At 75.9% G+C, this 13,287-nt stretch carries 11 protein-coding genes; 9 read left to right on the top strand and 2 right to left on the bottom strand.

Annotated features, from left to right (window positions below; all coding sequences use genetic code 11):
• Nucleotides 1-157 precede the first annotated feature (157 nt).
• Both Q0848_RS15955 and Q0848_RS15950 read right to left on the bottom strand, forming a co-directional pair.
• Nucleotides 158-910: a hypothetical protein gene (locus tag Q0848_RS15955; RefSeq protein ID WP_299039292.1), complete on the bottom strand. Its 753-nt coding sequence runs from the start codon at nt 908-910 to the stop codon at nt 158-160.
• A 212-nt stretch (nt 911-1,122) separates the two neighbouring features.
• The gene (locus Q0848_RS15950) at nt 1,123-2,133 is read right to left on the bottom strand and encodes a magnesium and cobalt transport protein CorA (protein WP_299039291.1); all 1,011 of its coding nucleotides are present in this window, start codon (nt 2,131-2,133) and stop codon (nt 1,123-1,125) included.
• Between the two features lie 170 nt (nt 2,134-2,303).
• Here Q0848_RS15950 and Q0848_RS15945 point away from each other — a divergent pair, with 170 nt between their 5' ends.
• From Q0848_RS15945 to yjfF, 9 genes are all read left to right on the top strand, one after another.
• Nucleotides 2,304-3,020: a histidine phosphatase family protein gene (locus Q0848_RS15945; protein ID WP_299039290.1), complete on the top strand. Its 717-nt coding sequence runs from the start codon at nt 2,304-2,306 to the stop codon at nt 3,018-3,020.
• Between the two features lie 41 nt (nt 3,021-3,061).
• Nucleotides 3,062-3,655: a DUF3090 domain-containing protein gene (locus Q0848_RS15940; RefSeq protein WP_299039289.1), complete on the top strand. Its 594-nt coding sequence runs from the start codon at nt 3,062-3,064 to the stop codon at nt 3,653-3,655.
• A gap of 29 nt (nt 3,656-3,684) precedes the next feature.
• Nucleotides 3,685-4,659 carry an SCO1664 family protein gene (locus Q0848_RS15935; protein WP_299039287.1) on the top strand — a complete coding sequence of 325 codons (975 nt, stop codon included), beginning with the start codon at nt 3,685-3,687 and terminating at the stop codon, nt 4,657-4,659.
• Nucleotides 4,660-4,812: 153 nt separating this feature from the next.
• Nucleotides 4,813-6,072 carry a cysteine--1-D-myo-inosityl 2-amino-2-deoxy-alpha-D-glucopyranoside ligase gene (gene mshC, locus Q0848_RS15930; RefSeq protein ID WP_299039285.1) on the top strand — a complete coding sequence of 420 codons (1,260 nt, stop codon included), beginning with the start codon at nt 4,813-4,815 and terminating at the stop codon, nt 6,070-6,072.
• 173 nt (nt 6,073-6,245) lie between these two features.
• Nucleotides 6,246-8,039, top strand: a complete 1,794-nt coding sequence (locus Q0848_RS15925; RefSeq protein WP_299039284.1) for a family 43 glycosylhydrolase — start codon at nt 6,246-6,248, stop codon at nt 8,037-8,039.
• 301 nt (nt 8,040-8,340) lie between these two features.
• Entirely contained in the window at nt 8,341-9,285 is a 945-nt protein-coding gene (locus tag Q0848_RS15920) for an ABC transporter substrate-binding protein (RefSeq protein WP_366146645.1), read from the top strand.
• Between the two features lie 146 nt (nt 9,286-9,431).
• The gene (locus Q0848_RS15915) at nt 9,432-11,054 is read left to right on the top strand and encodes a sugar ABC transporter ATP-binding protein (RefSeq protein ID WP_299039280.1); all 1,623 of its coding nucleotides are present in this window, start codon (nt 9,432-9,434) and stop codon (nt 11,052-11,054) included.
• Complete coding sequence (locus tag Q0848_RS15910) at nt 11,051-12,226, top strand: ABC transporter permease (RefSeq protein WP_299039278.1); 1,176 nt, start codon at nt 11,051-11,053, stop codon at nt 12,224-12,226. The genes Q0848_RS15915 and Q0848_RS15910 overlap by 4 nt, the downstream gene beginning before the upstream one ends.
• Entirely contained in the window at nt 12,223-13,257 is a 1,035-nt protein-coding gene (gene yjfF, locus Q0848_RS15905; protein WP_299039276.1) for a galactofuranose ABC transporter, permease protein YjfF, read from the top strand. Before Q0848_RS15910 ends, yjfF begins: the two co-directional genes overlap by 4 nt.
• Nucleotides 13,258-13,287 lie beyond the last annotated feature (30 nt).

The raw sequence follows: 13,287 nt of genomic DNA, 5'->3' as shown, positions 1-13,287 counted from the left end.
CCCGCCGCCCCGCGGCGCCCGCCCGCCGGCCCCCCCCCCCGCCCGCCCCCGGCCCCCGCGGGGGGCGGGCGGCGGGCGGGCCGGGGCCCGGGCCGCGGGGGGGCCGGGGGCCGGCTCGGGCTGCGGGGGACGGCCCTCGAGGGCCGTCCCCGCTGGGTCAGCCCTCCTGGGCGGTGCGGCGGCGCAGCAGGACGAGGCCCGCGGCGCCCGCCGCGGCCAGCGCCGCGCCGCCGACCACGGAGGCGGTCGTGCTGTCGCCGGCCACGCCGCCGGCGCCGGTGTCCACACCGCCGACCGGCACGGTCATGGAGGCGTCGAGGGTGCCGCAGGCGGCCGGGTTGGTGGCCTCCTCGGGCAGGTTCGGGTCGAGGTCGGACATCACGTCGCCGTCGTAGGCCCCGGAGCCGTCCTGGTCGACGCCGTGCAGGACGACGACGCCGTCACCGGCGGCGATCTGCGCGGCGACCTCGTCGGAGACCTCCAGCGTGCGCGAGTACGAGGCGTCGCCGACCGGGAAGCGGTCGACGGCCAGGCCCGAGTCGGGGCTGGTGTCGCCCTCGGTGGTCAGGGAGACCGCGATGGCGCCGTAGGCGCCGGCGGCGTCGGAGACCTGCAGGGCGCCGTCGGCTCCGGAGCCCTCCTGGTCGGGGGAGGGGCAGCTGTTGGTGCCGCCGATGTGGATGTGCTGGGCGTGGGGGGAGCCGGCGAGCAGCCCGTTCGGGGTGATCTCGATGGTCACCTCGTTGCCGTCCACGCTGCCGGTGACGTCGGCGGTCACGCCGGAGTCGTTGAGCTGCGTCAGGCTCCCGCTCAGCGAGGTGCTGTCCGCAGCCATGGCCGGGGTCGCGAGGGGCAGCGCGGCGATGCTCAGCGCGGCGGTCAGGGCGAGGGTGCGCTTGATGCTGGTCATGGGTGCCTCCGTCAGTCGTCGTGCGGCAGCGTCATCGCTGCCGGGCGTTCTCGGCGGTTCGTGCCGAGAGGAGAGGATCACGCACCGTTGCCGATCGCCACTCACGGTGCTGACCGTGACCGGATCGTAATAAAAAAGAGCGTGGACGCCGGCCCGCCTGCCGTCACGGAGGAGGGTGGGACGGCAGCGGGCGGGGGAGGACCCGCGACGGCCTACAGCCAGCCCGAGCGCTTGAAGGCGCGGTGCAGGACGAGGCAGATGGTGAGCATGACCAGGAGCGCCACCGGGTAGCCGTAGCGCCACTGGAGCTCGGGCATCAGCGCGAAGTTCATGCCGTAGACGCCCGCGACGAGCGTCGGCACGGCCGCGAGCGCAGCCCAGGCGGAGATGCGCCGCGCGTCGTCGTTCTGCTGGAGGCCCACCTCGGCCAGGTGGGCGCTGTGGACGTCGCCGAGCTGACGGGCGGTGGACTCCGCCGACTCGGCCGCCTGCACGGCGTGGTCGGAGACGTCGCGCAGGAAGACCCGCGCGGCCTCCGGCACGAGGTCGAGGTCGGTCTGCCACAGGCGGCGCGCGGGCTCCACCAGCGGGCGCGCCGCGCGCAGCAGCTCCAGCACCTCGCGCTTCAGCTCGTACACGCGGGACGTCGTCCCCGTGTCGGGCGAGTCCGGGCTGAAGACCTCCCGCTCCAGCTGGCTCACGTCCTCCTCGAGCTCGGCGGCGATGGCCACGTAGCCGTCCACGACGACGTCCAGTACCGCGTGCAGGACGGCGACGGCGCCCATCCCGAGCGCCTCGGCTCCCAGCCGCCGGCGAGCGCGGTCCACGACGCCGTCGTCGCCGCGCGAGACCGTGAGCACCCAGCGGTCGCCGAGCACGACGAGCACCTCCCCGGTCTCCACGGCGGAGCGGCTGTCGTCGTAGCTGGTCGTGCGGGCGCTCACGAGCAGCGAGCCGCGCCCCTCGCCCGCGTCGACCTCCAGCTTGGGGCGCTGGCGCCCCGTCTCGAGGTCCTCCACCGCCAGGGGGTGCAGCCCCAGCGGCTCCCGGTAGCCGTGGAGGTCCCCCTCCCGGGGGTCGTCGAGGTGCACCCAGACGAAGCCCCGGCCCGCCTCGCGCGCACGGGCCAGCGCCGCCGCGGCCTCCGCGGGCGCGTCGCCGGGCCCCGCCGGGGCGAGGTCGTCGAGGCGGGTGCTGTCGCAGGTGCGCAGGGTCGTGCTCACGGGTCCTCCGGGAGGTCGTTCGGTCAGCGGGTCGATCGGCGTCCTGCGCGCTCGCGGCCCGAGGAGGGACGCCGTCCCCGCGGGGAGGCGCGGCCCCTCGGCCGGCGCAGCAGGGCGCTGGGGGGCCCGGAGCAGCGGTCGCCCCGGGGCCGGCGCCTATGGTGGCGCCCGTGCCGACCCTCCTGCTGGTCCGACACGGCCGCACGGCGGCCAACGCCTCGGGCGTCCTCGCCGGACGCACCCCGGGCGTGGGCCTCGACGAGTCCGGCGCCGCGCAGGTCGCCGCCCTCGCCCGGAGGCTCTCCGCCGTGCCCCTGGCCGCCGTCGTGGCCAGCCCGCTCGAGCGCACGGTCGCCACCGCCCGCGCCCTCCTGGCGGCCGGGGGCACGGCGCGGCGCCCGCGACCCGAGCTCGTGGAGGAGCCCCGCCTGCTCGAGTGCGACTACGGGGACTGGACCGGCCGCGGCCTGCGCGAGCTGGCGAAGGAGCCGCACTGGAAGGTGGTCCAGGGCCACCCCAGCGCCGCGCAGTTCCCGGGCGGGGAGTCCCTGCGCGACGTGCAGTCCCGGGCGGTGGCGGCCGTGCGCGAGCACGACGCCGCGGTGGCCGCCGAGCACGGCGAGGACGCGGTCTGGGTGGCCGTCTCGCACGGCGACGTCATCAAGGCCGTGCTGGCCGACGCCCTCGGACAGCACCTGGACACCTTCCAGCGCATCGTCGTCGACCCTGCGTCGGTCTCGGTGGTCCGGTACACGGCGCTGCGGCCCTTCGTCGTGCGCACCAACGACACCGGGGGAGACCTCTCCTCCCTGGCCCCGCCGGCGCGTCGGCGCCGGCGGGCCCCGGCGTCCTCCGACGCCGCCCTCGGCGGGGGAGCGGGCCGCTGAGCCGTCCGGTGGTCCGTCCCGACGCTGGGTAGTCTCCGGGCATGGCTCCGCAGGTCTTCGACTACGACCCGCCGGACCGCTTCGTCGCCGGCACCGTCGGCCAGGCGGGCTCGCGCACCTTCTTCCTCCAGGCCCGGGCGCGCGGCGCGGGCCCCGTGCCCGTCGTCGTCTCGGTGGCCCTGGAGAAGCAGCAGGTCGCGACCCTCGCCGAGAAGGTGGAGGAGCTGCTCGACGAGGTCGTGCGGCGCAGCGGCGGGGACGCCCCGGTGCCGGCGGTCACCCCCGTGGGCGCGGGGGACACCGACCCGCTGGACACCCCGATCGAGGAGGAGTTCCGGGTCGGGACCATGAGCCTGCAGTGGGACGGCGACCGCGGCGTCGTCGTCATCGAGTGCTTCTCCGTCGAGGAGGAGGACGCCCCCGCCGAGGGCCTCCCGCCCGGGGGCCTCGCCGGTAGCCCGGAGCCGGACGCCCGCTCGGTGCTGCGGGTCTCCCTCAGCGGCGCGAGCGCCCGCGGCTTCGCCCAGCGCGCCTCGGCGCTGGTGGCGGCGGGCCGTCCCCCGTGCCCCTTCTGCTCCGGCCCGCTGGACCCCGAGGGGCACGTCTGCCCCCGCGCCAACGGGTACCGCCGCTGACCGGCGAGGGAGCCGGGGCTCCCCTGCCGGTGGGTGCGGGCGGCGTCCCGCCCGACGGCGAGGACCTGGCCGCGCTGCTGGCCACCGGTGAGCTCGACGTCGTCGGGCGCATCTCGGGCTCCTCGAACGTCACGCTCCTGGCCACGTGCCGCGCCGGGGCGGACGCCGTGCGGTGCGTGTACAAGCCCGTGCGCGGCGAGCGACCCCTGCACGACTTCCCCGACGGCACGCTGGCGGGCCGGGAGGTGGCGGCCTCCCTCGTGTCGCGCGCCGCGGGCTGGGGCGTGGTGCCCACGACCGTCCTGCGCGACGGTCCCCTCGGCCCGGGCTCGGTGCAGCGGTGGGTGCACCCGCCGCGCGACGCGCCCCTCGACGAGGAGGCCGCCGCCGACGGGGTGGTCGAGCCCGCCGACGGAGCGCTCGCGGGGGCGGCGCCGGAGCAGGACGACGCCGAGGACGACGAGCGCCTGCTGGGCGAGCCCGGCGCGGGTCTCGTCGACGTCGTGGCGCAGGGCGGGACCCCGCGGGGCTGGCACGGCGTCCTGGACGCCTGGGGCCCCTACGGCGAGCCGGTCACGCTCGTGCACGCGGACGACCCGCGGCTGCTGTCCGTCGCCGTCTTCGACGCCGTCGCGAACAACGCCGACCGCAAGGCCGGGCACCTGCTGCTCGGGCGCCCCGAGGCCGCGGACCCGGCGTCGGCGGCCGGGCGCGGCGACGGCCCGCCCGTCCACGGCATCGACCACGGGCTCGTGCTGCACGCCGAGGGCAAGCTCCGCACGGTGCTGTGGGGCTGGGCCGGCGACCCCCTCCCCGACGTCGAGCTCGAGGCGCTCGAGCGCCTCCGGGGCGCCCTGCGCGGCGGGCTGGAGGAGGCCCTGCGCCCGCTCCTGACCGCGCGGGAGGTGCGGGCCCTGCGCACGCGCGTCGAGCGGCTGCTGCGCGGCGCGGTGATGCCGCAGCCGCCCGAGCACCGCAGCGCCGTCCCCTGGCCCGTGTTCTAGAGCCCCCTCCTCTCCTGCGCGACCCCGCCTCCCGGACGCCCTGACCCCGATCGCCCCTGCCTCCCGGGCGCCGGCGTCGAGCGGTCCCCGCCGCGCCGCGGCGGAGCGAGGCGGGCGCGGGGGAGCCCGCCGGCGGCGACTAGGGTCGCCCCCGTGAAGTCGTGGTCCTCCCCGCACCTGCCGCACCTGCCGGGGACGGGGGGTCCCGTCTCGCTGCACGACAGCGCCTCCCGCAGCGTGCGCGTCACCTCGCCCGGCCCGGTCGCCCGCCTGTACGTCTGCGGCATCACGCCCTACGACGCGACGCACATGGGCCACGCCTCCACGTACCTCGCGTTCGACCTGCTCGTGCGCGCCTGGCGGGACGCCGGCCACGAGGTCCGGTACGTCCAGAACGTCACGGACGTCGACGACCCCCTGCTCGAGCGCGCGGCGGCGACGGGGGAGGACTGGCGCGACCTTGCGGTGCGGGAGACCGACCTGTTCCGCGAGGACATGACCGCCCTGTCCGTCGTGCCGCCGGACGTCTACCTCGGGGCCGTCGAGACCGTGCCGCAGGCGGCCGCCGCCGTCCGCGAGCTCGTGGGGCGCGGCGCCGCCTACCGCCTGGAGGCCACCGGCGACGTCTACTTCGACGTCGCGTCCGACGAGCGGTTCGGCGGGGTCGGCGGCTACGACGACGCCACGATGCGGCAGCTGTTCGCCGAGCGCGGCGGCGACCCGGCCACCCCCGGCAAGCGCTCCCCGCTCGACCCGGTGCTGTGGCGCGCGGCGCGCGAGGGCGAGCCGTCGTGGGACGGGGGGGACCTGGGGGCCGGGCGCCCGGGCTGGCACATCGAGTGCGTGGCCATCGCGCTGGAGCACCTGGGTGCGGGCTTCGACGTGCAGGGCGGCGGCTCCGACCTCGTCTTCCCCCACCACGAGATGGGGGCCTCCCACGCGCACGTGCTCACGGGGACGGCGCCGTACGCGCAGGTGTACGCGCACGGCGGCATGGTGGCCCTCGACGGCGAGAAGATGAGCAAGTCGCGGGGGAACCTCGTGCTCGTCTCGTCGCTGCGCCGGGCGGGGGAGGACCCGTCGGCCGTGCGGCTGGCCGTGCTGGCCCACCACTACCGGGACGACTGGTCCTGGACCGACGACGGCCTCGCCGGCGCCCGCGAGCGCCTCGCCCGCTGGCGCGAGGCGGTCGCCCGTCCCTCGGGGCCGGACGCCCAGCACGTGCTGGACGGCGTGCGCCGTCGCCTCGCGGACGACCTCGACGCCCCCGGCGCGCTGGCCGTCGTCGACGCCTGGGCGGACGCGCAGCTCGCGCAGGACCCGGCGGACGCCGCGGGCTCCGCCGCCGGTCCGGCCCTGGTGGCGGACGTCGTCGAGGGGCTCCTGGGCGTCGTCCTCCGCACCCGGGCCTGAGAGGGGGCGCGCGGAGCGACGACGGCCCTGCTCGACGTCCGACCACAAACGGACAGGTCTGCACGAACCTTGACAGCACGACCGGTCGCGGTCGAGCATCCGGGGGACGGGGCGGAGGAGTGCGCAGCCCGCGCACGGCGTCCCGGGCCAGCTCCCGAGACGACGAGGTCTCCATGCGACGCACCCGACCGACGACCTCCCCGACCAGGCCGGCGAGGGGCCGCGCGACGGCGCTCCTCGCCGCCGGCGTCCTCGCGCTCGCCGGCGCCGCCCCCGCCGCGGGCGCACCGGCAGGAGCGCCCTCCGACGCCGCCGACGCGGCGCCCGCCGCCGAGGCGACCTTCTACAACCCGGTGCGCCAGGGCGCCGACCCCTCGGTGGTCCAGCACGAGGGGGAGTACGTCTCCGTCTCCAGCGAGGGCGGCGGCATCCTCGTGCGCCGGGCCCCGCGGCTGTCGGCCCTCGGCGAGGGCGAGGCGCGGATGGTGTGGACCAACCCGCCGGACGGCCCCCTGTGCTGCGAGGTGTGGGCGCCGCAGATGATGCGGATCGACGGCAGCTGGTACATCTACGTCGCCACGGACGACGGGGACAACGCGAACCACCGGATGCGGGTGATGAAGGCCCTCACCGACGACCCGCTGGGTCCGTGGAGCGCCCCGCGGACGATCTCCGACCCGAGCGACCGGTGGGCCATCGACGCCACCGTGCTGCAGACCGACGACGGCCGCCTGTACTTCCTCTGGTCGGGCTGGGAGGGCGACGTCAACGTCCGCCAGAACCTCTACATCGCCCCCATGAGCGACCCGATGACCATCAGCGGCGAGCGGGTGATGATCTCGACCCCCACCGAGCCGTGGGAGACGATCGGCGACCCCGACATCAACGAGGGCCCTGAGGTCCTGCAGCGCGACGGCCGCCTGTTCGTCGTCTACTCCGCGAGCGGCAGCTGGACCGACGACTACTGCCTGGGCCTGCTCACCCACGAGGGCGGGGACGTCCTGGACCCGACGACGTGGACCAAGTCCGACGGCTGCGTGTTCTCCCAGGGCCCCACGGCCGCCGGGACGGGGCACCACACCCTCACGACGTCCCCCGACGGCACCGAGGACTGGCTCGTCTACCACGCCAACACCGTCCCGGGGTCGGGCTGGGGCGGGCGCACCGTCCGGGCGCAGCCCTTCACCTGGACCGCCGACGGGGTGCCCGACTTCGGCGAGCCCGTCCCCGTCGACCAGCCGCTGCCGGTGCCCTCCGGCGAGGAGGGCCCGCTCTGGGCGACCTACGAGGCCGAGGACGGCGACGTCTCCGGCGCGGCCCGCGTCGTCGACAGCAGCGTCCGGGGGGCGACCGGCGGTCGCAAGGTGGGCTACCTCGACGACGCCGCCAGCGCGGTCGAGATCACCGTCCACGCGCCGGCCGACGGCGTCTACCCGCTGCGCGTCCGCGGGGGCAACGGCACGGGCCAGCCGGCGACCCACCTGCTCACCGTCGACGGCGGCGCCCCGCAGGAGGTCGTCCACCCCAGCGGCGGCTGGGACGACTGGATCCCCCAGACCGTGCGGGTGCGCCTGGCCGAGGGCGAGAACCGGCTGCGGCTGGCGCACGGCACCGGCTACGCCGAGGTCGACCACGTCCGCCTCGGCGTGCCGGCCGCCCCGTACGAGGTCAGCGGGGTCGAGGGCGAGGTGACCGCCTCGGGGCGCCGACCCGTGACGCAGGTCTGGCACGTGGGCGGGGCCGGCGGCCCGGCCGCCGTCCGGGCCGGCGACGTGCGCACGTGGACGACGGCCTGCGACGGCGGGGCGGCGGAGGGCGCCCGCAGCGCCCGGGTCCGCCCGATGGGCGACGGCCGGGTGCAGGTGCGCTGGTGGCCGCGCCCGCAGGACGCCGGCAGCTGCCGGACCCTGCACGTGGACCTCGGCGACGGGCTCGAGCGCGTCGTCGACGTGGTCGTCCCCGCCTGAGCGGCCCTGCGCCACGTCCCGGACGACAGCACCGGGGCGTGGCGCACGAGCCGGGCGGGACGCCCTCCGGGACGCGGGGACGCCCGGTACGTCGCGGTCCGGTAACGGCCACCGGGAAGTGCTTGACCCGGGCACATGTTAGCGCTCACCCTGAGCGCGCCACCGCGACGAGGCGGTGCGCGGGCCCCGGGGAGACGCGGAGGGGCCGCAGGACCCGGCTCGTCCGCGAGCCACCCTCTGGAGGACAACGGTGTTCAAGAAGACCCTCGCAAGCACGGTCGGCGCGGTGCTCCTGCTCGGCATGACGGCGTGCGGCAGCTCCGACGACGCGGGCGGCGCCGCCGGCGGCTCCACGAGCGGCGGCGGCGACGACGCCATCACGATGGGCTTCGCCCAGGTCGGCGCCGAGAGCGGCTGGCGCACCGCCAACACCGCCTCGATCCAGGCCTCGGCCGAGGAGGCCGGCGTCGAGCTGCAGTTCTCCGACGCCCAGCAGAAGCAGGCCAACCAGATCCAGGCGCTGCGCTCCTACATCCAGCAGCAGGTCGACGTCATCGCGTTCAGCCCGGTCGTCGAGACGGGCTGGGACACGGTCCTGCAGGAGGCCAAGCGGGCCGGCATCCCGGTCATCCTCACGGACCGCTCCATCGACTCCCCCGACGACACCCTGTACGCGACCTTCCTCGGGTCCGACTTCGTCGCCGAGGGGGAGAAGGCCGGGGAGTGGCTCGTCGAGGACAGCGCCGGGGCGGACCAGGTGAACGTCGTGGAGCTGCAGGGGACCACCGGCGCCGCACCGGCCATCGACCGCAAGGAGGGCTTCGAGTCGGCCATCGCCGGCGCCGACAACATCGAGGTCGTCGCCTCGCAGACCGGTGACTTCACGCGCTCCGGCGGGCGGCAGGTCATGGAGGCCTTCCTCCAGAGCCAGCCCGACATCGACGTCGTCTACGCCCACAACGACGACATGGGCCTCGGGGCCATCGAGGCCATCGAGGCGGCGGGCATGGTGCCCGGCGAGGACATCAAGATCATCACGGTCGACGCCGTCAAGGACGGCATGCAGGCGCTCGCCGACGGGAAGATCAGCTTCATCGTCGAGTGCAACCCGCTGCTGGGCGACCAGCTGATGGAGCTGGCCGACCAGGTCGTCGCCGGCGAGGAGGTCCCCAAGCGCGTCGTCGTCGAGGAGACGACCTTCACGCAGGAGGAGGCGGCGGCCGCCCTGCCCGACCGCCAGTACTGAGCCGCGTCCGCCCGCGGACGCGACCAGCGCCGCGCCGGCCCCTCGCGGGCCGGCGCGGCGCCGCACCGCCCCCTCGCGGGGCGCCACGGCACCAGCCGCACGGCTCCCGCCGCCCGGCTCCCCCTCCTCGGCCGCACGGAGACCCCATGACCACGCCGGAGCGCGCCGCGCCGCAGCGGCCCCCGACACCCGCAGCCCCGGACCGCGGGCCCGACCAGCGGGCCCCCGTCCTGGCGGCCCAGGGCCTGTCCATCGAGTTCCCCGGCGTCAAGGCGCTGCAGGAGGTCGACTTCCGCCTCCTGCCGGGGGAGGTGCACGCCCTGATGGGCGAGAACGGCGCCGGCAAGTCGACGCTGATCAAGTGCCTGACCGGGGTGTACCGCCCGACCGCCGGGGCGGTGCTGCTCGACGGGCGCCCGGTGTCGTTCTCGCGCCCGGCCGCAGCGCAGGAGGCCGGCGTCAGCACGGTCTACCAGGAGGTCAACCTCTGCCCGAACCTGACCGTCGCCGAGAACATCCTGCTCGGCCGCGAGCCGCGCCGCCTCGGCATGGTCGACGGGCGCGCGATGCGCGCCCGCGCCGCCGAGGTGCTGGAGGGCATGGGCGTGCGCGCCGACCCCGGCTCGGCCCTCGGCAGCCACCCGATCGCCGTCCAGCAGCTGGTCGCCATCGCGCGGGCCATCGTCGTCGACGCCAGGGTGCTCATCCTCGACGAGCCCACCTCGAGCCTGGACGCCGACGAGGTCGAGGAGCTGTTCCGGGTCGTCCGCGCCCAGCGCGACGCCGGCACCGCCATCCTCTTCGTGTCGCACTTCCTCGAGCAGGTCTTCGCCGTCTCGGACCGCATGACGGTGCTGCGCAACGGCCAGCTGGTGGGCGAGCACCGCACGAGCGGGACCACGCGCCTGCAGCTGGTGGGCGAGATGCTCGGCCGCGAGCTCAGCGCCTCCGACGCCGCCCCCGCCGCCCGGGGGGACGACGCGTCCGACCGCGAGCCCGTCCTGCGCGCCCGGGGGCTCGGCCGGCGCGGCGGCGTCGAGCCGTTCGACCTCGACGTGCACCCGGGCGAGGTCGTGGGCCTCGCCGGCCTCCTGGGCTCGGGCCGCACCGAGCTCGTCCGGCTGCTGTTCGGCGCCGACCGGCCCGACAGCGGCACGCTCGAGGTGGGTGGTCGCCGCCTGCGGGCCCGCGGCCCCCGGGCCGCGGTGGCCGCGGGGGTCGCCTTCAGCTCCGAGGACCGCCGGGCCGAGGGCGTGGTGGGTGACCTCAGCGTGCGCGACAACATGGTCCTGGCGCTGCAGGCCTCGCGGGGCTGGGCCCGCCCGCTGCCCCAGCGCGCGAAGGACGAGCTCGTCGAGGAGTGGATCCGCCGCCTCGACCTGCGGCCGGCGTCCCCGGACACGCTGGTGCGCAACCTCTCCGGGGGCAACCAGCAGAAGGTCCTGCTCGCCCGCTGGCTGATCACCCGCCCGAGGGTGCTGATCCTCGACGAGCCGACGCGCGGCATCGACATCGGCGCCAAGACCCAGATCGCGGACCTCGTCCTCGAGCTCGCCGCGGGCGGGACGGCGGTGGTGCTCATCTCCGCCGAGCTGGAGGAGGTCCTGCGCCTGGCCCACCGGGTGGTCGTCATGAAGGACCGGCGCAAGATCGCCGAGCTCCCGGGCGACTGCAGCTTCGACGACGTGATGGGCCTCATCGCCCGCTCGGACGACGACCACGCCCACCACGAGCTGGCCCCGGCCGGCGCGGAGCGGAGGACGGCATGAGCGCGCAGCAGCTGGCGGCGGAGGAGAGGGGACCGGGGCTCGTGGCGCGCGCCACCGGCAGCCGGCTCCTGTGGCCGGTCCTGGCCCTGGTGGCCCTCCTCGTGCTCAACACGGCGGTCAACCCGGGCTTCCTGTCCGTCGAGGTCCGGGGGGACCGGCTCTACGGGAGCCTCGTCGACATCCTCAAGAACGGCGCCCCCGTCCTCCTCGTCGCCGTCGGGATGACGCTCGTCATCGCCACGCGCGGCATCGACCTCTCCGTCGGCGCCGTGGTGGCCATCGCCGGCGCCGTGGCCTGCACCTCGGTGGCGACGGCCCCCGACCCGTCCAGCCCGTCGGCGGCCGTGGTCGGCATGAGCACGGCGCTCGCGGTCTGCGTGCTGCTGGGGCTGTGGAACGGCTTCCTCGTCTCCGTGGTGGGCATCCAGCCGATCATCGCGACGCTCGTGCTGATGACGGCGGGCCGGGGCATCGCCATGCTCATCACCGACGCGCAGATCATCACCGTCAACAACCCGACGCTGAACGCGGTGGGCGCGGGGTTCGTCCTGCTGCTGCCCGTGCCCATCCTCATCAGCGTCGGGGTGCTCGTGGCCGTGGCGCTCCTCACCCGTCGCACGGCCCTGGGCCTGTTCGTCGAGTCGGTGGGCATCAACCCCGAGGCGAGCCGGCTCGCCGGGCTGCGCTCGCGCACGATCCTGTGGACGGTCTACGTCTTCTCCGCGCTGTGCGCCGGCGTCGCCGGCCTCATGATCGCGGCCAACGTCAACGCCGCCGACGCGAACAACGCGGGCCTGTGGATCGAGCTGGACGCCATCCTCGCGGTGGTCATCGGCGGCACCTCGCTGGCGGGAGGGCGGTACTCGCTCGCCGGGACGCTCGTCGGGGCCATGGTCATCCAGACCCTGACGACGACCGTCTACTCCATCGGCGTGCCGCCCGAGGTCTCCCTCGTCTTCAAGGCCGTCGTGGTGATCCTCGTCTTCCTCGCCCAGTCCCCGCAGGCGCGAGGCCTCCTCGTGCGGCGGCGCAGGCGGCCCGCGGCGGCCGGCTCGCCGCGGGGCGGCGGGAGGAGAGCGCCGGGTGACGGCGCCGGGTCGAGCGGCGGGACCGGCAGCACCCCGGTGCGCGAGGACGCGCCCCAGGAGCACCAGGAGGTGGGACGAGCATGAGCACCGACGTCCGGACGCAGCCGACCGGGGTGGCGGGCGCAGGCGCGAGCAGGGCCTCCGCGGCCCGCGGCTGGCTCGACGCGCGGTCCCGCTTCCTGCCCGTCGTCGCGACCTTCGTGCTGTTCGTCGCGATGTTCGCCGCCGGGTCCCTGCGGCACGAGAACTTCGGCTCGCCGCAGGTCTTCGCCAACCTCTTCATCGACAACGCCTACCTCGTCGTGCTCGCCGTCGGGGTGACGTTCGTCATCCTCACCGGCGGGATCGACCTGTCGGTCGCCTCGGTGCTCGCGCTGTCCGCCATGGTCGCCGCCGCCTCCCTGGAGGCGGGGTGGTCGGCGCCGCTGGTGGTCGTCGCCGTGCTCGTCCTGGGCGCCGTCTTCGGCACGCTGCAGGGGCTGGTCATCCACTTCTTCCAGATCCAGCCGTTCATCGTGACCCTCGCGGGCCTCTTCCTGGCCCGGGGCCTGTGCTACGTCATCAGCGTCGACGCCATCGCCATCGCCGACCCGACCTTCCGCGCGGTGGCGAGCGCCTACTTCGTCCTGCCGGGCACCTCCGTCGGCGTGACGCCGAACGTGCTCGTCGCCGTCGCCGTGGTCCTCGTCGCCGTCGTCCTGCTCCACCTGACGCGGTTCGGCCGCACGGTCTACGCCGTCGGCGGCGGGGAGTCGTCCGCCACGCTCATGGGCCTGCCCGTGGCCCGGGCCAAGGTGGGCGCCTACGCCATCAGCGGCCTGTGCGCGGCGATCTCGGGGCTGCTCTTCAGCTTCTACTCCCTCTCGGGCTACAGCCTCACCGCGCTGGGGGGCGAGCTCGACGCCATCGCGGCCGTCGTCATCGGCGGCACGCTCCTGTCCGGCGGGGTCGGCTTCGTGCTCGGCTCCCTGCTGGGCGTCCTCGTCCTCGGCACGATCCAGACCCTCATCTCCTTCGAGGGCACGCTGAGCTCCTGGTGGACCAAGATCTTCGTCGGCGCGCTGCTGCTGCTGTTCGTGGTCCTGCAGCGGGTCCTCGTCCGACGGAGGTCGTGACCGCGACCGCCGCGGAGGCACGGCCGGGGG

This window comes from uncultured Pseudokineococcus sp., from assembly GCF_947495735.1.
GTDB lineage: Bacteria > Actinomycetota > Actinomycetes > Actinomycetales > Quadrisphaeraceae > Pseudokineococcus.
This window is presented reverse-complemented; position numbering and strand designations above follow the sequence as displayed.